We start from the raw sequence: 19384 nt of genomic DNA on the forward strand, positions 1-19384 counted from the left end.
AATGTTTTTTCTTGATAAATCAAACTTCATTGTGTGTCTTCTGAGCATAGTATCCTATACAGGAATATATGCTCAGAAAACGACACCGATGGTCACTATCAAAAGTGGAACTTTTGTTCCACTTTACGGTAGTACAGAAGAAGGCTATGTAAAAGTAGCTTCTTTCAAAATGGATCAATACGCTGTGACCAATGAACAGTATGTAGAGTTCTTAAAGAAAAACCCAAATTACCAACGCTCACAGATCAAAGCGTTATTCGCTAATAAAAGTTATTTGTCTCATTGGAAAAGTGATTTAGACTATGGCGACTTAAAACCTAATGCTCCTGTGACCAATGTATCTTGGTTCGCAGCTAAAAAATACTGTGAGTTAGAAGGCAAAAGATTACCTACTATGGATGAATGGGAGTATGTAGCCATGGCTGATGCTAAGAATATGGATGCTCGCCAAAAAGAAGAATACAATAAGTATATCCTCGCTTGGTACGAGACTCCTAAGACTTATGTCAATCCTGTAGGGAGCACCTTTAAAAATTACTGGGGTGTATATGATATGCATGGCTTAATATGGGAGTGGGTAGCAGACTATAATTCAATCTTCTTGTCTGGAGAAAGTCGCAAAGACAAGGGCAATGACGAGAACTTATTCTGTGGAAGTGCTTCTATTAATGCTTCTGACCTGATGGACTATGCTGCCTTTATGCGATACGGTTTTAGAGGTAGTCTTAGAGCTAACTTTACAACAAAAAACTTAGGTTTTAGATGTGCACAAAACCCTTAAAAAAAAAGAACATCATTATGAAAAAGACATTGATAGCATTACTAAGCTGCTCTACTTTACTACTAACTAGTTGTAAAGAGACTAAAGCTACAGAAGAACAACCTCAAGCTACAGAACAGACAACAGAGTCACAAGAGATTTCTGATTTGTCTATTTACAATCTACCTTCTACCTGGACTACACAAGATGGTAAGGATATTGAGTTAAAAGACTTACAGGGCAATGTATTAGTCATGGTCATGATTTATACTTCTTGTAAAGCTGCATGTCCTCGATTAGTAGCTGATATGCGTAATATCGAGGAAAGAGTAAAAGGTAAAAACGCAGATAAGGTAAAATATGTATTAGTCAGCATTGACCCACAAGTAGATACTCCTGAACGTCTAAAAGCATTTGCTAAAGAGAATCAAATGGATGGCCCTCAATGGGTATTCTTACGCTCTACTGAAGAAGACACAAGAGAATTTGCGGCTACTCTTGCTGTGAATTACAAAAAGATCTCTCCAATAGACTTCTCTCACTCTAATATCATTAGTGTGTTTAATACCAAAGGAGAATTGGATTATCAACAAGAGGGACTTGGTATAGACTATGCCCCTACTGTAAAAGAAATAGAGCGACAACTCGCTTTAATTAAATAAGAAAGTTAGTTATTAGTTTGATAATATACTGCTCTGCTTCATAATAGAAGTAGAGCAGTATTTTTTTTGTACATAAAGTGCCTTTAATTCTAGTTACTTATTTAAGAGAATAAAATAGTTCCAATAATAAAAAGCTATTACTTGATCACTTCAAAAGTATAATCAAACAATAGCTTTATATATAATAATACTAACAGGTATTTTAATAGTTAAGCAAATAAAATCAATAATACCTTTTATTTATAAATTCATTCCTCTTTATATCCCTCCATATCTAATAAAGCTACCTAATATAAGCATCACAATACTAATAGTCGTGACAGATATAATATGGAATGTCATCAAAGGTAGTTTCTTAATATCAGTCTTTAGACGAGGCAATACGTAAAACTGAGCACTTAGTGCAAATAATGCGATAGTGAATAGACATGCTAATTTTAAAGAAACAACACGTTCTATTGGAGTTTCAAAAGCAAACCAACTCGCTAACTTGACATTGTAGATATAGGCCATACGCACACCTGTCAGTAGCATAACGAATAAAGCTGGCATACCGAACCACTCATATCTACTCTCAAAGTTAAATAGCTTCTCTACTGACTTCTCTTTCCATACTTGAGGTAATATCACCACACTTAATAAGATATGTCCTCCTACCCATATAGTAGCCCCTAATAGGTGTAATATTAATAAAAGGTGTAATTCATTCATGACTTTCTAATTTTAATGTATGAGAATAATAAAAATAAGATACTGATAGGAAGTAATACAGATGCCCAAAATAAGAGTACAGGTGTATTAACTACCCAAACAACTCCTATAAAACCTTGTAAGCCTTGTATAAACAAAATTATTTCTGTCAATACAAAACCTACTACTAAGAATAGTATTCCTATCTTTAACCAAGTATTTACAACTATTCTTTTTTCTTGAACCATTAACCAAACTCCAAAACCACTCAAGACTCCTAACATATTCAAATGGATAAAACCTATGATCCAACTGCGCAAAGCTTGTAACTGAATCGCTATTGATTCTGATATAGCTAATAACTGTGTACCTATTCGCATTATAAGGCATATTCCTGCTAATACTAATAAAAGCCACACAAAGATGCTTTCATTATTATTTCGTTGCTTAAATATCTTGAAAAAGGGTTTTATTAAATATCCCACTGAATACAATTGCAATAAAACACCTACTGCATTTAAGTAATGAAGTATAGGTAATTCTACATACCAACTCACGGGTAGAGCATAAGTGAGTATTACAGATACTATCCAAGTGTAATAGAAAGGTTTAAACTTAGATAAAGAATACCCCTTAAACACAATGGCAAACAATAAGGCTAAAAAGGCAGTTAAGAACCATCCATCAAACTGAAAATGTAAGAAAAACTGTATACATATCTGATAGAAGGCACTAGCCTTCCCCATCATGCCTACTGCTGGCCCTAAGCACCAAACCCCAAAGGTAGAAAATGCCATAAAAAACAAAGAGGTTTTTAGTAAAACTCCTTGCTGTGTTCCTGAGGCAGTGTTGTTCTTCCATAAATGAATGACAAATACATAAGAACAAATAATGTGTAAAGTAGAAAAAGCAATAGATGCTGCGGCATATCCCATAAAAGGAAATGTCAGTGCCATTCCAAGCACTGCTAATTGAGTCATCCAAAAAAGTCGGGCATAAAACTTTTCTTCTTTAGGAGTTTTTATTCCAAACTGCTGGACAAACAATACATAAACCAATAAATACAACCATCCTAATAAAGCAATATGAGAGTGCGTATGTAAAATATACAAAAATGTCACTCCTTCTATCGGGTAGACGAACATACTTCTTAGCAAAAGTCCTAATAGGGCTGCTGTAAAAAAGTTGACCAAAGGAATGATATAATAGACTGGTTTCATAAGCTGTTATACAAGAAGTGCCTTAAACCCAGAATAAGCGTTAGCCAAATACTACAAAGCAATTCTACTTCATATCTCTTTCATTAGCTCTAAAACCATACTATAGTATGCTTGTATCACTAATTCAGAGCTATTTTGTATAATTACTTTTTGTTTGTCTGTCTATCACTGATTCTGGGTTAAACTTAAAGGTAAGGCACTTCTATGAAATTTGAAAAAGATTACTCGAATTTTCGTTCTAATACTATTGCACTTGGGAACAAAATATTATTTTCTAAGTGAATGTGTTTATGCAGATCATCTTCGAACTCTTTTAGCATAGCGTAAGTAACCTTATATGTATTACATCCATCTGCTGGTGGTGTATAATTATTAGACAACTCAGCTATTTTTCGGAAACGCTCACCTTCCCCATCATGTTCATGCATCATCATGGCTACTGGATTTTGTACTGTACCAAAATGAGGTGTTTCTAAAGGTTGTCCTGAGATAGTTGAAGACACCATCTTACGAATAAATGGAAACAGAACAAGCTCTTCTTTTTTTAAGTGTTGGCTTAGCTCCGCTGCACATCCAATAAACAATTCATTTATTTCAATTAACTCTGGATGTCTATCTCCATGTACTCTACTCAGTTTATTTAAAAATTGTAATAATACTGGGATCTTCTCCTCTACATATCGATGGTGTGTCTTCTCAATATAATCGGCTAACAAATCTAAAGGCCAATGTCTAAAATCGATATTGTTCTCTGCTTGTTGTGTCAATAATCGTTCTAACTCTCCAATTAACTCTTCTCTATTGACTGATTTCTTTTCACACACCTCTTCAATAGTACGTCCTCCTTTACAACAAAAATCAATTCCGTATCTATTGAATATTGCTGCTGTTCTAAAATCTTCTGCTACAAATGAGCCTACTGTTCTATTTATCATGATTGCTTTTTTTTAATGTTAATTTGAATACGAATAAAACGATAGCGAAAATACCTACTGTAAAGATTACGTCACCGATGGTACGTAGCCATTTCAGCGTATTCATAGCTGGTAGCTGCATAAGTTCGCTAGAACGTGCATACCACATACCGTGTTGAATACTTTCAATCGCTTGCCAAATACCGATAGGTAATAAACTTAAAAGTGCCATTAATAATAACCCTAAGTTCAATCCCCAGAAGCCTATTTTCAATAACTTCTCATTCCATTTAATATCTCTATATATACTTCTTAATACGAATAGCATAAGTCCAATTCCCAACATTCCATATACTCCAAATAAAGCAGTATGTGCGTGAAGAGGTGTTGTATTAAGTCCTTGTACATAATACAGTGCTATCGGTGGATTAATAATAAAGCCAAATACACCTGCTCCTAAGAAGTTCCAGAATGCCACTGCTATCATAAAGTATATAGGCCATTTATAATCCTGTAACCATCCTTTATGTGTAGATATTTTATAGTTCTCATAAGCTTCATAACCTATCAGAGTTAAAGGCACCACTTCTAAAGCACTGAACGTTGCTCCTAATGCCATTACTGCTGTTGGCGTTCCAGAGAAATATAAATGATGGAATGTACCTATAATCCCTCCAGACATAAATACAACAGTAGAGAACAATGCGCCATTAGTAGCTGTCTTGGTTTTAATCAACCCCATTCGTACGAATAAGAACGCTAAAACAACAGTTGCAAACACTTCAAAGAAGCCCTCTACCCATAAATGCACTACCCACCATCTCCAATATTCTGCTATTGCCAAGTTAGTTTGTCTTCCCCACATTAGCCCTGCTCCATAGAATAAAGCAATTGCACCACATGAGATTAAGAAAAGTATAATCAAATTGCGATGGCTTCCTTTTTCTTTCAATACAGGTAACAACGGTCTAATCATTAAAGCTAACCATACAAATAAGCCTACAAATAAGAAGATCTGCCAGAAACGACCTAAGTCTACATATTCATATCCTTGATGTCCGAACCAGAAGTTCTGTACTAAGTTTAGTTTTTGCATAATACCAAACCACTGACCAATCATAGACCCCAACACAATAATCAATAAGGCTATAAATAGGAAGTTCACTCCGAATACTTGAAACTTAGGATCCTTACCTCCTACTGCAGGTGCAATATATAATCCGGTTCCTAACCAAGCAGTAGCTATCCAAAAAATAGCCAATTGGGTATGCCATGTACGCGTTACTGAATAAGGTAGAATTTGATCTAATGGAATACCATATAACCCTTGTCCTTCTACTCCATAGTGAGCTGTTATAATTCCTAATCCTACTTGTAATAGCATCAATAAACATACTACCCAGAAATATTTCTTCAAGATAGTCATACTCTTAGTTACAGTTCCATTTGATACTGGATCTTCCATTGGCACCATATCTTCTTCCTCTTGCTTAGAGGCTACGTGATAATAAACTAATACCCCTACAGCAAAAATCAATAAGATAACACTCACTCCAGACCAAGCAATAAGAGGTGTGGTAGCTACGTTACCTACTAACTCTTCCGCAGGCCAGTTATGTGTATAACTAACATCATTATCTGGTCTATTAGTTACAGTAGCCCATGTTGCCCAAAAGAAGAAAGCATTCATTTGTTTCAATCTTGTTGGATCAGTTAGCGCATTATTAGGTATTGCATAATCTTTACGCAGTTGCGTAAATTCGGGATCATCTGTAAACAATTTAGTATAATACTCCTGAAGATGTAAACGAGCTTTATTTCGTTCCTCTGTAATCGTCAAAACACCAGTTGCTTTGTCATAAGTATTAGCTCTAATATTAGCTTGTAAATGTGCTTTTAAATAAGCCTGTTCTTCTAATGAACTATTTTCATAAGACTTATTATACTTCTCTTGAGCATAATACTCCAATAAATACAATGCTTCTCTATGCAGAAAATCAGCAGTCCAATCAGGAGCAACATAAGCTCCATGTCCCCATACAGAGCCAACTTCTTGTCCTCCTATACTCTGCCAGACATTCTGACCGTCTTTTATATCACTAGCAGTTAATACAATTTCACCATTAGTTGTTCTAACTTCGATGGGTACTGGTGGTGCTTCTTGATAAATTTCAATACCGAAATAACCGAGTACCCCAAATGAGAATAACATTACTATCGTAAATGCTATCCATAACTTTCTTTGTCTATTTTTCATACTTTTAAATAGAAGACTTTTTTATCCTTTATTGTTTTGTAAAAAAAGGGAAGTTACTTCCCACGTATAATTACAACTTCAAGAAAGTATCACCAGACTTGGTACCATTGGCTAACTCTCGCAAAGTAGTAGTTTCTAACATATTTCTCAACCCTTCTCGGATTGCTTTAAATTTAAAGTGAACAGGACATGGGTGCGTCTCAGAACACTGAGCTAACCCTAATCCACATCCCTTGTAGATAGAATCACCATCGATCACATTCACCACCTCACATAGCTTAATATTGTCTAAGTTTGCTATCGGAATTTCAAATCCTCCTCCTACTCCCTTAACTGATTCAATCACTCCACTCTTAGATAGCTTTTGAAGTATCTTAGCTGTAAAAGCTTCTGGAGCATCTATCTCTTTTGCTATTTCTTTAAAGCCTACACGCTCCCCTTTCAGTGAAGATACTGAGATAAAAACAACTGAACGAATAGCGTATTCACAAGCTTTAGAAAACATATCATTTATTTTAATAGTACAAATATAAAACAATTCTACATATAAAAGACAATAAAGTCCTTTATATATAAAATAAAAAAGCAATATCAGTCTATTGAACTAATATTGCTTCATATAGATAATTATAACTTATCTAAAAATTATTTCTTTTATTACCTCTCTCCCTAATTCTTCATTTATCATTCTAATTATCTTACTCTTTCCATAAGTTAATTCCTCACGTACGATAGGAGAAGATAAAGCTACATAAAGTACATCACGTTTTAAGAGTATATCTAATGTATAATTAGCTATTCCTGGTCCTAATAGATTCTTCCAAGCAGCACGAACATCAAGATTATCAATTCCCTTATCAAGGTTATTCTCTTTTATAAATATTTTTAAAAGATCCTGAATACTACTCTCTTCTCGTAATCGTTTATTTACATCATACTTCTTCAATGCCTAAATTATTTTAAAGTAAAAGGTACCGCCTTTTTATAATAGTAGATAATATCATTTTCGTTTTTTACAACAAACTCATCCTCATCCAATTCTACTAACTCTTCCTTCCATTCAGCAAACTCAGTCTTATACATTAACCAAGTCTTACCTGCCTCATTAACTATAGTTAGGTTTTCTTGCACCTCATTCGTTAAATACTCACCATTCACCTGTGGCATTACTTTCTGACGAAAACCAACTCCTTTATCATTTATCTCAAAGAAATCAATAGAAGAATTAATGGTATAATCTTTCACCTCACCATCTGGCAATTTTGCTTTCTCTATTTCCCAATAACCATTAATTACCTTTAAGTCCTCAGGTGTAAATTCTTTCCCACAGCTTGCTACTAAAAAAAGTATACCTATGAAAAACACTTTATATAATCTACTCATAACTATTACTTCTATTTAAAAAATGAATCAACAAATTCAAATTTATTAAACACTTGCAAATCTTCGATTCCTTCTCCTACACCTATATACTTAACAGGTATTTGGAATTGATCAGATATACCAATAACTACACCACCTTTAGCAGTTCCATCTAATTTAGTTACAGCCAAACAGTTTACTTCTGTTGCTGCTGTGAATTGCTTAGCTTGTTCAAAGGCATTTTGTCCTGTAGAACCATCTAATACCAACATCACATCATGAGGAGCATCTGGAATAACTTTCTGCATAACACGTTTAACTTTAGTAAGCTCATTCATTAAGTTTACTTTATTATGTAAACGACCGGCTGTATCTATAATTACAACATCAGCGTTCTGAGTTACTGCAGACTGCAAAGTATCAAAAGCAACAGAAGCTGGATCACTTCCCATTTGTTGTCTTACAATTGGCACACCTACTCTATCTGCCCACACTTGTAATTGATCAATAGCAGCTGCTCTAAATGTATCTGCAGCACCTAATACAACATTCAATCCTGCTTTCTTAAATTGATAAGCTAACTTTCCTATCGTTGTTGTCTTTCCAGCACCATTTACTCCTACTACCATCAATACATAAGGCTTTTTATCTTTTGGAATTTCAAACTCTGTTGCTTCACCAGATTGAGTCTCTGATAACAACCCTGCTATCTCATCTCTAAGAATCTGATTTAACTCATCTGTTCCAACATATTTATCTCTCGAAACACGCTCTTCAATACGCTCAATAATTTTCAATGTAGTATTAACACCTACATCAGATGACACAAGTATTTCTTCTAGATTATCAAGTACATCATCATCTACTTTTGACTTACCAGCAACTGCTTTAGTCAGTTTTGAGAAAAAAGAAGATTTAGACTTTTCTAAACCTTTATCTAAAGTTTCCTTCTTTTCCGAAGAAAATAACTTCTTAAAAAAACTCATATTACTTTTATTAACTACTGCAAATATAAAGAATAAAAAGTGAATCAATTTACCCAAATCACAGGATAAAAAAATAAACAACTTTTGTTCTTTTTATTATAAATGAAAAAAGCATCCATAAAAGGTGCTTTCAAATAAAACTTGGTATCATAAATATATACACAAAAAAAGCTGCCTATAATAGACAGCTTTTCAAGATCTTTATAATGGTAAAATTACTTCTTGTTTAAGAAATCATCCACAAAGTCAGGAGCCATAACAGCTTCAACGAATGTGTAAGCTCCAGTTTTAGGAGATTTAACCATTTTAATTGCTTTCGTCAACTTTTTAGAAGATGTTCTTAAAGTCGCTACGGTTTTCTTTGCCATGACTAATAATTATTTAATTTCTTTGTGAACTGTTACTTTCTTCATGATAGGATTAAATTTCTTAATCTCTAATCTATCAGGTGTGTTTTTCTTATTCTTAGTCGTGATGTATCTTGAAGTTCCTGGTAAACCAGATGCTTTGTGTTCAGTACATTCTAAGATTACTTGAATTCTGTTCCCTTTCTTTGCCATCGTATTCTATTTTTTAATGGTATGAATTATTTTACTAATCCTTTTGCTTTTGCATCTTTCAATACAGCAGTAATACCTTTTTTGTTAATTGTTTTTAATGCAGACGTTGATAATTTCAATGTTACCCATCTGTCTTCTTCAGCAATGTAGAAACGTTTTTTAACTAAGTTCACAGAAAACTTTCTCTTAGTTTTATTCATCGCGTGAGAAACGTTGTTTCCAACCATTGCTCTTTTACCAGTAATTTCACAAACTCTTGACATTATTTCTTATCTTTTATTTCAATATTCAAAATCAGGGTGCAAAGTAACGAAAAAGAAAATTATCTTACAAATTCTTTTAGGTTATTTTTTTAATATTTCATTATATATCAATTCTAAACCCTTTGCTATAGCACTGTTTATAACCTTTTCTCTTGGTTGGCCTAATTCATATTTTTTTGTAAACACTCCTATAGGCGTTGCGATTCCTATACATACAGTTCCTACCTCGACATCAGAATCTCCCTTAGATGGTCCAGCATTTCCAGTAGTAGCAATTGCATAGTCACTATTAAATTTTAATCGTGCTTGCTCAGCCATTTCCATAGCTACTTCTTCACTAACTACTGTATATTTATTTATTGTATCTTGATTAACTCCTAGTATATTTACTTTACTCTCGGTTGCATAACATACCATTCCTCCTTTAAAGTAAGCAGAAGAGCCTGGTTTAGCATTAAACATAACAGCTAACCGTCCACCTGTACAACTTTCTGCAAAAGAAATAGTTTTATTTCTAATTTGCAACTCTTTTATAATAATTTCAGGAAAGTCAATATCCTCATAAGCTCGAATATATGCTTTCACAGACTCAGGCATTCTATCAATTTGCATCTCAATGCTTTGAGACAAGAAATCTTGATTAGAACCTCTACTTGACAGACGTAATCTTACTTTACCAGGGCTTGGTAAATAAGCTAATTTTATATCTGACGGTAAATTATTCTCCCAATCTTCAAGATATTCTGCTAACAAACTTTCTCCAATACCATAAGTAATTATCGTTTTATGGATATTAAATACCCCCTTAAAGTGATCTTTAATATAAGGAACTAATTGCTCACTAAATATTGTTTTCATTTCAAGAGGAACTCCTGGAAAAGAAACAAAAGTAGTGTTGTTTTTTTGCATTAACATACCTGGAGCAGTCCCTACAGTATTAAATAAAACAGTAGAAGTAGAAGGCACTAAAGCTTGCTGTTTATTAACCTCTGAAATAGGCCTTTTAAAGTAATTCTCTATAAGTGTCGTCACATGAGCTAAAACTTGCTCATCTATGACTAGATGATCCTCAAAAAAGTCACAAAACACTTTTTTAGTCACATCATCCTTAGTCGGTCCTAATCCTCCTGTCATTATAACTAAATCCACCTGTCCCATTTGAGAAGACATAGCCTTCTCTATTGATTCTTTTTTATCAGAAATAGTTATAATTTCTGATACTTCGAATCCTAACAAATCAAGTTCCTTTGCTAAATACACAGAATTAGTATCTACAATCTGACCGATGAGAATCTCATCTCCTATAGTGATTATACTTGCTTTCATACTATTTTCTATAAGCTAAAGTCTTTCTGTATCTCTTTACGAGCTTTCTTTACTCTCTCTTTAAAGATTTTAAAAGTCTCCTTTACAGCTTTAGTCTTTCCTTTTTCTTTAGTCCATTCTTCTATTAGAGAAGCCTCTTCGATAGCCTGTTCCATTCCTAAAAACTCTAATGAAGGCATCAATATATTCATACTTTCTGCTACATTGCCATAGTTCTTATCATTGATTCCAAGCTTTATTTTTTTGACCAAATCTTTAGATTCTTCAACAAAAACGATTAAGCCAGCTTTCACTAACGCTTGGTCATCGTTATAAGTCTGTAATATAGGTCCTAAATCATAATGAAGTGCCATACGCTTATTTTACATTTAAACGGAATAACTTTTTACCTGCTAGAGTTCCTTCTAGCACATCTCCTTCATTTACTTTCCCTACTCCTTTTGGAGTACCTGTGAAGATTAAATCTCCTTTCTTCAGAGTAAAATATTTAGACACTTCTGCTATAGTCTCATCTATGTTCCAAATCATCTGTGCAGTACTAGCCTCCTGAACTGTATTGCCGTTTTGTATTAATGAGAATGTAGTATCATAAAGGTTTTCTAATTCTTGCTTATCAATAAACTCTCCTAACATAGCAGATCCATCAAAAGCTTTTGCCTTCTCCCAAGGCAATCCTTTTTCTTTTAATTTACTCTGCATATCTCTAGCAGTAAAATCAATTCCTACAGTAACCTCATCATAATATTTATGAGCAAACTTAGGTTCAATATGCTTACCTACTTTAGTAATTTTCACCACTACTTCTACTTCATAATGAATATCATCAGAAAACTCAGGAATAGCAAATGGACACTCTCTACCTAATAAAGCAGAATCAGGTTTAATAAATAATACAGGCTCTGAAGGTCTTTCATTGTTTAGCTCTTCAATATGCTCTACATAATTTCTTCCTATACAAACTATCTTCATAAAGATGTAATTACAACTTATTATTTAATTTTCTCAATTTCAGACCAGTCAATACTTTCTTAGTATACAATGGAAAATCTGCATTCTGAATCCAACCATAGTACCCAGGCTCATTCTCCAAAACATCGTCTACTAATGCTCCTTTGTGCTTTCCAAAAGTAAATATTTCTTTACCTTCTTCATTTAATGCAATAAACCCAGCGAAGTCAACACTTTTCTTACGAGTAGTAAACTCAGACAACGACTTCATATCATTCTCTAAGTCCTCATATCTATCTAATTGTGCTTTTAATATCTCATAAGTCGCATTTGTATCTGCCGTTGCTGAGTGTGCATTATCTAAATTCTCATTACAATAAAAACGATAAGCAGCACTTAATGTACGCTCTTCCTTTTTATGGAAGATTGTCTGGATATCTACTGACACTCTATTTCCCATTTCAAAATCCACTCCTGCTCTCAATAATTCTTCTGCTAATAGTGGGATATCAAAACGATCTGAATTAAACCCAGCTAAGTCAGAATCTTTAATCATATTGTACACTAGCGGAGCTAATTCTTTAAACGTTGGCTCATTCGCTACCTTCTCATCAGTAATACCATGTATAGCTGTAGACTGCGCAGGTATAGCTCTTTCTGGATTTACTAACCAAGTCTTGCTTTCTTTATTTCCATTTGGAAACACTTTTAATATCGATATTTCTACAACTCTGTCTCTTGCTACGTCTATACCTGTTGTCTCTAAATCAAAGAAACAAATTGGTCTATGTAATTTCAACTCCATTATTCTATTTTTATTTAATTACAAATATAATAAATGTAAACTTTAGCATATTAAAAACCAATACTAACTTTTTTAACATTAATAACTAATATCGACATATTTACTTTTTATTATCTTCATGAATATATAACAATTATCACAAATAATAAAGGCTATTCTTAAACAGAATAGCCTTTAAATAAAACATTTAAAATAACATATCTAACCAAATCTATGACTCAAAAGGTGATTTCTTCACCTCATCATCTATATCACTAGACAAACTTCCTAAGAACACTGTAATATCATCTATTTGCTCTTGACTTAATTTTACATTAGTTTGTAAACTAGCCATAATACGCACAGCCTCTTTCAAATCCTTCACAGAACCATCGTGAAAATAAGGTCCTGTATGCTCTATATTTCTCAATCCAGGTACTTTAAATAAATATTTCTCTGTATCTTTTTTACTTAAATCAGCTAGCCCATTATCTATCTTAGCTGATTTAGTTTCTTGCCAATAATCACCGTACACTCCGAATTTTTGGAACATCTGCCCTCCTAACGCTACTCCATTATGACAAGTAATACATCCCACAGAAATAAATGTTTCTAATCCTTTTTGCTCTTGTGCTGTTAATGCAGCTACATCTCCATCTAAGAACTTATCAAATCTACTCTCTGGCATTAATGTACGTTCAAATGCACCAATGGCATTAGTAATATTTTTAAATGTGATAGGTTCTTTATCCGATTTATACACAGCTGCAAACTTCTCCTTATACATATCGATTTTACGCAACCTATCTTCTAATTCTTTTTCATTTTTAATATTGTGCTCTACTGGATTTAGAATAGGCCCTCCAGCCTGCTCTTCAACATCTTTTGCTCTTCCATCCCAAAATTGCATATTATGCAAAGCTGCATGAAAAACAGTAGGTGAATTACGCCCCCCTAAAGACCCATCATCTCCAGGAGAAAAGGCTAAATTATCTACCCCATAGGTATTTAAGTTATGGCATGAATTACAGCTGATATTTCCATCTTTAGAAAGATTCGTATCAAAATACAAATATTTTCCTAAGGCTACTTTCTCTGGATCTAAATTTGTATTCTCTACAGAAGAAATAGGTTGAAAATAAGTTGAGGCTTTAGTTAATAATTCTGATTTGTTTTCTTCTTTATGATCTGAACTACTTGTTTGTTCCTTTTTACAACTGACAAATGCCAATAATACAGTCAATAAAACTAGATGCTTTTTCATATTTAATACTACTTTGATTTATGATATCAAGTTACTTAGTATAAAGAAGAAGAAGAATGACATATATCACCTTACACCACTACTTCTGGTTTTACTATTTATTCAACTTTAAACCCTTAAATCAACCATAAACTTAAAAATAACTATCGAAAAACAAACATCACATAATATTTATTTTGTTTTATTAAATATTTACTCTATTTTGGCTATAACCAACAACGATAAAATACTATGAAAACAATTTATTCTCTTCTTATCTCTTTCTCTTTAGCGATAATTTGTACAAGTTGTCACACCACAGAAACAATAGTATCTTCACCCTATAAACTAAAGAATGAAAAAACAGTAGTCTATTCCGCTAAAACCTTTATGTTTAAAAATTACTTTTTCACCTATGAGAACGGTGAAGCTACTTTAGTATATCAACAAGATGCTAAACTAAATGAAAAGACAGAGCCTGTATATTTAACACTAAGAGAAAATAAAGAAAACACTAGATTTCAGGAATTCACAGATAAGACTAAACAAATTACTGTAAAAATTATTAGTGATTATGAAGTAAGGTTACAGTTAGACAAAGCCCGATATACATTATATACTTCTAATCATTTAAAAGAAGTAAATGCCGATACTCAACGTATATTAGCAGATATTGCTTTATGGAAAAATGAACGTTATTAATATTATATAGCCTTCAAGGAATCAAAAGGTTTTCTACTAAGTGTAAAATAAGCTAGACTATTATAATATCTAATAAACAGAGAGGAACTATTCAATGGATAGTTCCTCTCTGTTTATTACCACCTATTTTAAAAACTACCGTTATCAAATACTATTAAAAATAGCTCCTATATTATCTTTTCTAAATATTTATAAACTTGGTTCATAAACAGAAACTTCCTCTCTTAGCCAAGTCGGAATCTCTATTGTTTTTTTCTCTTTAATATCGATCATCACCTGTGTACTCGTACCTATCGCATGCAAGATTAGATCTCTATTCTCCCCTTCACTAACAATAGCGTATTCAATCTCAAAACTCTTAACTCCCATTTTTGATATTCTTACACCAATTCTCGGGTGTCTTACATCTAACTTAATCTCTTTAATATAATTACAAGAAATATTAGCGATAACAAACATGTGCTTAAACCAGTCCCACGTTTTACTTGCCTGATTCATATAATACCCTCTACCGATTTGGAAGTAGTCTATATAGATTACATTATTAACATGTCCTAAGGCGTCCATATCACTCCATCTTATTTCTAATGGGTGGTAAAACCTAAAATCATTACTATTAAATTCCATATTTACTCATCTAAAGTTAGAGATTCAAGATATAAAAAACATATTAAACCACAACTCTACTTTCTTCATAATATCTAAACTCTAAGCAAAAAGTTTTTATTTCAGAAGTGTATTGATGTTATTCTTCATTTATGGTATTGTTCACATCATTACTTTTACTTCCAAATATGGCTTCTTTCCAATTGTAATCCTTTTTTAGAAAGCTGATTTCTCTCTTTAAATCAAATCGTTTGATAACAGTAAGATTAAATGTACTTGTCAATAGTCCTGTTTGATAATCCTTTTTCATATTTAGAAATAAACCATTCGCTATAGCAGATGCACTAATTATCCATTCTTCCCCAATATAACCAAGAGAAAAACGCCCTACTACAGAAGGATTAACTGTAAAAATTCTTTTATTCGTTAATAAGTTTTCTTCTATTGCTCCATTCACACCAAATGTAAATGCGCCTGCTACCAATACTTTTTTATACGGTACCCAGTTATACCCATACCCTATATTAGGACCAAAATGATATGTACGTTTATCATAATCTTGCAACTCTTCAGAAAAAACCGGAATATTCCGTAGTGATGAATAAAACACCCCTCCTCCTAATAATAAAGAACCTGCAGATTTTACTTGTACTTTATTAAAGTCGTAAGCAGCACCTAAAGAATACTTTTCATTATTCCATACGTATTGAAACAAGGCTCCATACATATGAATTTTAAAATCTGGAAATATATCATCCTCTGTTGGGGTATCATCTTTATGATCTCCTGTATAACGATAAAATCCTTTATTTCGTTTGTAATATAAATCAATCAGAAATTTATCTCCATAATGATGATATTGAAAATCTGTTGCTTTTGTTTTCCCTTTTTCTTTTTCTCTCATAAAAGAAAAACCATGACTAAAACTAAAAGAAGAACTACCCCATAAAAAACCTACCCCTATACTCACAGGTTTATTAGACTCAAAAGTCTGTGTGCTTTTTTTATCTTCTAAAGTATAGTCTAACGCTAATACATCCTTACCAAAAGCAAACTTAACACCATAAGACTTTATATGATCTCTTACATAAGTAGAATCAACCTGTGCAACAACAGACATTGACAACGAAAAGAATACTAATACTATTAAATACCTCACTATAACTGACAATTAATTATCTCAAAACAATATTAATAAAAAAACCTCTAGTCTTACAACTAGAGGTTTATTAAGTTTTTAATAGACTAAAAGATTTAGTTTACATCATAGTAGTCATATACATGATATTCGTTAAATGCAATTTCTTCATCACATTCTAAAGTTGAATAATGCTTCTCACCAGCATCAAATAGAACAAGATTTAAACGTTTAAATAATAAATTCAACATTTCTTTCTGTCCTTCTTCATCCAACTCTAAGGTCATTTTTACAATGTGCTCTTTACTTTCTGTGCTTTTTTGTTTATCTACACAGATTAGAGTTGCTTTAAAGTCACTAATACCTGTCAAAGATATTCCTACAACTTTAAATCTTTCTTGATCTACATCAAAGTACTCCCCAATACTACTGATGTAATTCCCTTTTTTTGCTGCGATGATATCTGATATATCAGCCGCAATACTTCCTGTGAAGTCATTGAATTGTACTTCTGCTTTCATAAAACAACAAAATTTAATTTTCTTTTCATTGATAAAGATACTAAAACATTAGTTATCACAACATTATATATTATTTTTAAATTACTATCCATTTTTAAGAAACTTTGAGACACTATAACCTATTTTTTTTGATAAAAAATAATATAAAAACCAATTATATCTTAAACAATTCAAATTATTTGTATTTTTTTAATATATACAAATACGTTTTAAAAAAGTCAAACACTCATTTTTATCAAAAAAACAAAAAATAAACATATAATATAAATATAACCTTAATTTCAAACAATATTGAAATTAATAAAACAACGAAATTTCAATATTAAAAATATATCCAAACAAAAACTATTAAAACAGTTCAACAAAAAAGTAAAAAACAACACTAACAATTCACATTACGTCAATCATTGACATTGTGAAAATCTCATAAAAGCGCGAAACAAGATATTTTTTATTAAAAACACATATTTTTTTTTATTTACAAGCTTCTTGTTGCTTTCTTTATGATGTATAAAATATCCTTAGAAGTGCTTTCGTTTTCCCATTGATTACAAATTCCTATAACAAAATCAGGCCTTGTTTTAGATGCATCATTTAACCAATTACCGACACTATCCTTCACATACTTAGAAGTATCTCCTTTCAAAGCTTCTAATAAAGGAAGTCCCATTTCAGGATCCTCTTTTAGTTTGTCAATATGTTTACACCACACTCCTCTAGGTCGAGTTGACTCTGTCGCAAACCTTCTTATGTATTCATTTTTATCACTAGTCCAGTCAAGTAGTAGTTGTATACTTTCCTCTAGATTATCTGTGATATCAGCACGTACCGCCATCCAACAAATTTCTCTAACACCAAAATGAGCATCCGCCGCAAAGTATTTAATCTCTTCTAGCTTTTCACTGATACTTAATGTTTCATCATAACCTATGAAATAGGTCGCCCAACAGCGTACTAAATCACTTTTATGCTTTTTCAGTAGCTCAAACAATTCTTCATCTTCATTTTCTTTTGTTAAACAAAACAGAGTATATCCTATACACTGATTAATAGAATTCACTGTTGGCTTTTTTATACTCTCTATAGCATCTAATACTATGTCTATATAAGTGTCTTTTTTTAAATCTGATAATACATGCTGTACCAACAACCTCTGATCAATAGCTAGCCATTCTGTCAAATTCACACTTGACAACTCACCTTTATTTAACATCGCTAAAACATCTTCAGGAATATCTTTAATTGACCTTGCTCCTTTTCTATTCTCCATAATGAACATTCTTAAAACAAAATAAAGCTCTTACGAGCTTTATTCTTTATCTATATAATATTAGGACTCTACTGTAAAGATAAATATACAGTCTAAATGTTACAAAACATTAATTACCTCTTTCAATTCTAATCGATTACCATAATTCACATCCATATATCTAAAGCTAATTCTTCCCTCTTCATCTACTAAATAGACAGCAGGTATATTTAACTCCGCTTTTTCTGTTTGATTCAGATGCTTTAGATCTATTCCAAGCATTTCATAATGAGGCTGTACGAAATCCTGCAGTTCAAATTTGATATCTAATGCCTCACCTAATGTTAAGTCCTCATCCTGAACAACCGAAAAGGGCATTTGAAGTTCTCTCTTCCATTCTCTAAGTTGCTCTATATTCATTGGAGATACCACAATTACCTCAACTCCTTTTTCTTGTAACATTGGATAATAACTCATTAAATGAGCCGTCTCTATATTACAAAAAGGACACCAATTTCCTCGTACAAAACTCACTAAGGTCTTTTTCCCTTGAAACAACTTGTCAATAGAAACCTTCTGATTATTTTCATTTATCACTTCTATAGAAGAAAACATCATTCCTACTTCTGACTTTGTGCCAAAACTTTTTGTTTGCAAATCTGCAATAGAATTTCCAAAAGCGTTTAGAATTTCCACTGGTACTTGTGATTGCATTCCTTGAGTAATTGTATCTAATGCTTGTTTTATTTCTTTCATATTAAAATCTTATTTTTGCAAAGATGATAATCACTTTATTATCATACAATACCGCATATATTTACCCCATAGGGATAAAAAAGTCACTTTTATGAATACAAAAGCACGAGCAATAGAAGAAAAAATTTGTCCACTTGAATTTGCAGTGAATGCCATCAGTGGAAAGTGGAAAATTCCCATCGTTTGGCAAATCAATCAAGGTCATAAACGACCAAGCGAAATGCTAAAAGGAATCATGAAAGTAGACCGTCGTGTACTTAACCAACAACTAAAAGAATTAGAACAAGACGGAGTCTTGTACAAAGTAAGTTATAATGAACTTCCTCCTAGAGTAGAATATTTCCTTACCCCACTAGGAGAACAATTAGTAGAAGTTTTATGGAAACTAAATACTTGGGGCGAAACCTTATTAAAAGAAAAAGAGACTACCGAATAGT

At 32.5% G+C, this 19384-nt stretch carries 25 protein-coding genes; 4 read left to right on the top strand and 21 right to left on the bottom strand.

The annotated features are described in order from the left end of the window. The first annotated feature begins 1 nt into the window (after position 1). Positions 2-781, top strand: coding sequence for a formylglycine-generating enzyme family protein (locus MYRA21_RS02305; protein ID WP_006260291.1), 780 nt, complete (start codon positions 2-4; stop codon positions 779-781). Between the two features lie 17 nt (positions 782-798). After that, on the top strand, positions 799-1422 hold the full coding sequence (locus MYRA21_RS02310; RefSeq protein ID WP_006260292.1) for an SCO family protein: 624 nt from the start codon (positions 799-801) through the stop codon (positions 1420-1422). 258 nt (positions 1423-1680) lie between these two features. Here MYRA21_RS02310 and MYRA21_RS02315 read toward each other — a convergent pair whose 3' ends face one another. The 16 genes from MYRA21_RS02315 to MYRA21_RS02385 all read right to left on the bottom strand — a co-directional run bounded on the left by MYRA21_RS02315 (position 1681) and on the right by MYRA21_RS02385 (position 13996). Next, a complete protein-coding gene (locus tag MYRA21_RS02315) occupies positions 1681-2133 on the bottom strand; it encodes a CopD family protein (protein WP_006260293.1) in 453 nt (150 codons plus the stop codon). Further along, positions 2130-3332: a hypothetical protein gene (locus MYRA21_RS02320; protein WP_006260294.1), complete on the bottom strand. Its 1203-nt coding sequence runs from the start codon at positions 3330-3332 to the stop codon at positions 2130-2132. The genes MYRA21_RS02315 and MYRA21_RS02320 overlap by 4 nt, the downstream gene beginning before the upstream one ends. 221 nt (positions 3333-3553) lie before the next feature. After that, positions 3554-4267: an iron-sulfur cluster repair di-iron protein gene (ric, locus tag MYRA21_RS02325; protein WP_006260295.1), complete on the bottom strand. Its 714-nt coding sequence runs from the start codon at positions 4265-4267 to the stop codon at positions 3554-3556. Next, complete coding sequence (locus MYRA21_RS02330; protein ID WP_006260296.1) at positions 4257-6503, bottom strand: nitric-oxide reductase large subunit; 2247 nt, start codon at positions 6501-6503, stop codon at positions 4257-4259. The genes ric and MYRA21_RS02330 overlap by 11 nt, the downstream gene beginning before the upstream one ends. Before the next feature lie 70 nt (positions 6504-6573). Further along, complete coding sequence (locus tag MYRA21_RS02335) at positions 6574-7008, bottom strand: Rrf2 family transcriptional regulator (protein WP_006260297.1); 435 nt, start codon at positions 7006-7008, stop codon at positions 6574-6576. Between the two features lie 129 nt (positions 7009-7137). Next, the gene (locus MYRA21_RS02340) at positions 7138-7449 is read right to left on the bottom strand and encodes a DUF721 domain-containing protein (RefSeq protein WP_006260299.1); all 312 of its coding nucleotides are present in this window, start codon (positions 7447-7449) and stop codon (positions 7138-7140) included. 8 nt (positions 7450-7457) lie between these two features. Then, positions 7458-7886 carry a hypothetical protein gene (locus MYRA21_RS02345; protein ID WP_006260300.1) on the bottom strand — a complete coding sequence of 143 codons (429 nt, stop codon included), beginning with the start codon at positions 7884-7886 and terminating at the stop codon, positions 7458-7460. 11 nt (positions 7887-7897) lie between these two features. Beyond that, positions 7898-8851 (bottom strand): signal recognition particle-docking protein FtsY, encoded by a 954-nt coding sequence (gene ftsY / locus MYRA21_RS02350; protein WP_025124486.1) that lies wholly within the window; start codon positions 8849-8851, stop codon positions 7898-7900. Between the two features lie 215 nt (positions 8852-9066). Next, the gene (locus tag MYRA21_RS18720; RefSeq protein ID WP_006260302.1) at positions 9067-9219 is read right to left on the bottom strand and encodes a DUF4295 domain-containing protein; all 153 of its coding nucleotides are present in this window, start codon (positions 9217-9219) and stop codon (positions 9067-9069) included. 9 nt (positions 9220-9228) lie between these two features. Next, positions 9229-9411, bottom strand: a complete 183-nt coding sequence (gene rpmG / locus MYRA21_RS02355; protein WP_006260303.1) for a 50S ribosomal protein L33 — start codon at positions 9409-9411, stop codon at positions 9229-9231. Positions 9412-9437: 26 nt separating this feature from the next. Then, a complete protein-coding gene (rpmB, locus tag MYRA21_RS02360; RefSeq protein ID WP_006260304.1) occupies positions 9438-9674 on the bottom strand; it encodes a 50S ribosomal protein L28 in 237 nt (78 codons plus the stop codon). Positions 9675-9755: 81 nt separating this feature from the next. Further along, on the bottom strand, positions 9756-11000 hold the full coding sequence (locus MYRA21_RS02365; RefSeq protein ID WP_006260305.1) for a CinA family nicotinamide mononucleotide deamidase-related protein: 1245 nt from the start codon (positions 10998-11000) through the stop codon (positions 9756-9758). An 8-nt stretch (positions 11001-11008) separates the two neighbouring features. Further along, positions 11009-11353 carry a hypothetical protein gene (locus MYRA21_RS02370; protein ID WP_006260306.1) on the bottom strand — a complete coding sequence of 115 codons (345 nt, stop codon included), beginning with the start codon at positions 11351-11353 and terminating at the stop codon, positions 11009-11011. Between the two features lie 4 nt (positions 11354-11357). Further along, positions 11358-11969 carry a fumarylacetoacetate hydrolase family protein gene (locus MYRA21_RS02375; RefSeq protein WP_006260307.1) on the bottom strand — a complete coding sequence of 204 codons (612 nt, stop codon included), beginning with the start codon at positions 11967-11969 and terminating at the stop codon, positions 11358-11360. A 10-nt stretch (positions 11970-11979) separates the two neighbouring features. After that, positions 11980-12753 (bottom strand): 3'-5' exonuclease, encoded by a 774-nt coding sequence (locus tag MYRA21_RS02380; RefSeq protein WP_006260308.1) that lies wholly within the window; start codon positions 12751-12753, stop codon positions 11980-11982. A 211-nt stretch (positions 12754-12964) separates the two neighbouring features. Further along, positions 12965-13996, bottom strand: a complete 1032-nt coding sequence (locus tag MYRA21_RS02385) for a cytochrome-c peroxidase (protein ID WP_006260309.1) — start codon at positions 13994-13996, stop codon at positions 12965-12967. 231 nt (positions 13997-14227) lie between these two features. On the opposite strand from MYRA21_RS02385, the gene MYRA21_RS02390 reads away from it, so the two are divergent. Next, positions 14228-14677, top strand: coding sequence for a hypothetical protein (locus MYRA21_RS02390; protein WP_006262012.1), 450 nt, complete (start codon positions 14228-14230; stop codon positions 14675-14677). 189 nt (positions 14678-14866) lie between these two features. Here MYRA21_RS02390 and MYRA21_RS02395 read toward each other — a convergent pair whose 3' ends face one another. From MYRA21_RS02395 to MYRA21_RS02415, 5 genes are all read right to left on the bottom strand, one after another. Continuing rightward, complete coding sequence (locus tag MYRA21_RS02395) at positions 14867-15304, bottom strand: thioesterase family protein (RefSeq protein ID WP_115283947.1); 438 nt, start codon at positions 15302-15304, stop codon at positions 14867-14869. Between the two features lie 118 nt (positions 15305-15422). Next, entirely contained in the window at positions 15423-16442 is a 1020-nt protein-coding gene (locus MYRA21_RS02400; RefSeq protein ID WP_006260312.1) for a DUF4421 family protein, read from the bottom strand. 95 nt (positions 16443-16537) lie between these two features. After that, complete coding sequence (locus tag MYRA21_RS02405) at positions 16538-16942, bottom strand: hypothetical protein (RefSeq protein WP_006260313.1); 405 nt, start codon at positions 16940-16942, stop codon at positions 16538-16540. A gap of 478 nt (positions 16943-17420) precedes the next feature. After that, positions 17421-18212: a DNA alkylation repair protein gene (locus MYRA21_RS02410; protein WP_006262015.1), complete on the bottom strand. Its 792-nt coding sequence runs from the start codon at positions 18210-18212 to the stop codon at positions 17421-17423. A 99-nt stretch (positions 18213-18311) separates the two neighbouring features. Then, positions 18312-18947: a peroxiredoxin-like family protein gene (locus MYRA21_RS02415; protein WP_006260315.1), complete on the bottom strand. Its 636-nt coding sequence runs from the start codon at positions 18945-18947 to the stop codon at positions 18312-18314. Between the two features lie 91 nt (positions 18948-19038). Here MYRA21_RS02415 and MYRA21_RS02420 point away from each other — a divergent pair, with 91 nt between their 5' ends. Continuing rightward, entirely contained in the window at positions 19039-19383 is a 345-nt protein-coding gene (locus MYRA21_RS02420; RefSeq protein WP_006260316.1) for a helix-turn-helix domain-containing protein, read from the top strand. Position 19384 lies beyond the last annotated feature (1 nt).

The sequence above is a fragment of the Myroides sp. A21 genome (assembly GCF_000807225.1).
GTDB lineage: Bacteria > Bacteroidota > Bacteroidia > Flavobacteriales > Flavobacteriaceae > Flavobacterium > Flavobacterium odoratimimum.

Coding starts and splice junctions, on each gene's coding strand:
- MYRA21_RS02305 (WP_006260291.1), top strand. CDS start 2: ATGTTTTTTCTTGATAAATCAAACTTCATTGTGTGTCTTCTGAGCATA.
- MYRA21_RS02310 (WP_006260292.1), top strand. CDS start 799: ATGAAAAAGACATTGATAGCATTACTAAGCTGCTCTACTTTACTACTA.
- MYRA21_RS02315 (WP_006260293.1), bottom strand. CDS start 2,133: ATGAATGAATTACACCTTTTATTAATATTACACCTATTAGGGGCTACT.
- MYRA21_RS02320 (WP_006260294.1), bottom strand. CDS start 3,332: ATGAAACCAGTCTATTATATCATTCCTTTGGTCAACTTTTTTACAGCA.
- ric (WP_006260295.1), bottom strand. CDS start 4,267: ATGATAAATAGAACAGTAGGCTCATTTGTAGCAGAAGATTTTAGAACA.
- MYRA21_RS02330 (WP_006260296.1), bottom strand. CDS start 6,503: ATGAAAAATAGACAAAGAAAGTTATGGATAGCATTTACGATAGTAATG.
- MYRA21_RS02335 (WP_006260297.1), bottom strand. CDS start 7,008: ATGTTTTCTAAAGCTTGTGAATACGCTATTCGTTCAGTTGTTTTTATC.
- MYRA21_RS02345 (WP_006260300.1), bottom strand. CDS start 7,886: ATGAGTAGATTATATAAAGTGTTTTTCATAGGTATACTTTTTTTAGTA.
- ftsY (WP_025124486.1), bottom strand. CDS start 8,851: ATGAGTTTTTTTAAGAAGTTATTTTCTTCGGAAAAGAAGGAAACTTTA.
- MYRA21_RS18720 (WP_006260302.1), bottom strand. CDS start 9,219: ATGGCAAAGAAAACCGTAGCGACTTTAAGAACATCTTCTAAAAAGTTG.
- rpmG (WP_006260303.1), bottom strand. CDS start 9,411: ATGGCAAAGAAAGGGAACAGAATTCAAGTAATCTTAGAATGTACTGAA.
- rpmB (WP_006260304.1), bottom strand. CDS start 9,674: ATGTCAAGAGTTTGTGAAATTACTGGTAAAAGAGCAATGGTTGGAAAC.
- MYRA21_RS02365 (WP_006260305.1), bottom strand. CDS start 11,000: ATGAAAGCAAGTATAATCACTATAGGAGATGAGATTCTCATCGGTCAG.
- MYRA21_RS02370 (WP_006260306.1), bottom strand. CDS start 11,353: ATGGCACTTCATTATGATTTAGGACCTATATTACAGACTTATAACGAT.
- MYRA21_RS02375 (WP_006260307.1), bottom strand. CDS start 11,969: ATGAAGATAGTTTGTATAGGAAGAAATTATGTAGAGCATATTGAAGAG.
- MYRA21_RS02380 (WP_006260308.1), bottom strand. CDS start 12,753: ATGGAGTTGAAATTACATAGACCAATTTGTTTCTTTGATTTAGAGACA.
- MYRA21_RS02385 (WP_006260309.1), bottom strand. CDS start 13,996: ATGAAAAAGCATCTAGTTTTATTGACTGTATTATTGGCATTTGTCAGT.
- MYRA21_RS02390 (WP_006262012.1), top strand. CDS start 14,228: ATGAAAACAATTTATTCTCTTCTTATCTCTTTCTCTTTAGCGATAATT.
- MYRA21_RS02395 (WP_115283947.1), bottom strand. CDS start 15,304: ATGGAATTTAATAGTAATGATTTTAGGTTTTACCACCCATTAGAAATA.
- MYRA21_RS02405 (WP_006260313.1), bottom strand. CDS start 16,942: ATGAAAGCAGAAGTACAATTCAATGACTTCACAGGAAGTATTGCGGCT.
- MYRA21_RS02410 (WP_006262015.1), bottom strand. CDS start 18,212: ATGGAGAATAGAAAAGGAGCAAGGTCAATTAAAGATATTCCTGAAGAT.
- MYRA21_RS02415 (WP_006260315.1), bottom strand. CDS start 18,947: ATGAAAGAAATAAAACAAGCATTAGATACAATTACTCAAGGAATGCAA.
- MYRA21_RS02420 (WP_006260316.1), top strand. CDS start 19,039: ATGAATACAAAAGCACGAGCAATAGAAGAAAAAATTTGTCCACTTGAA.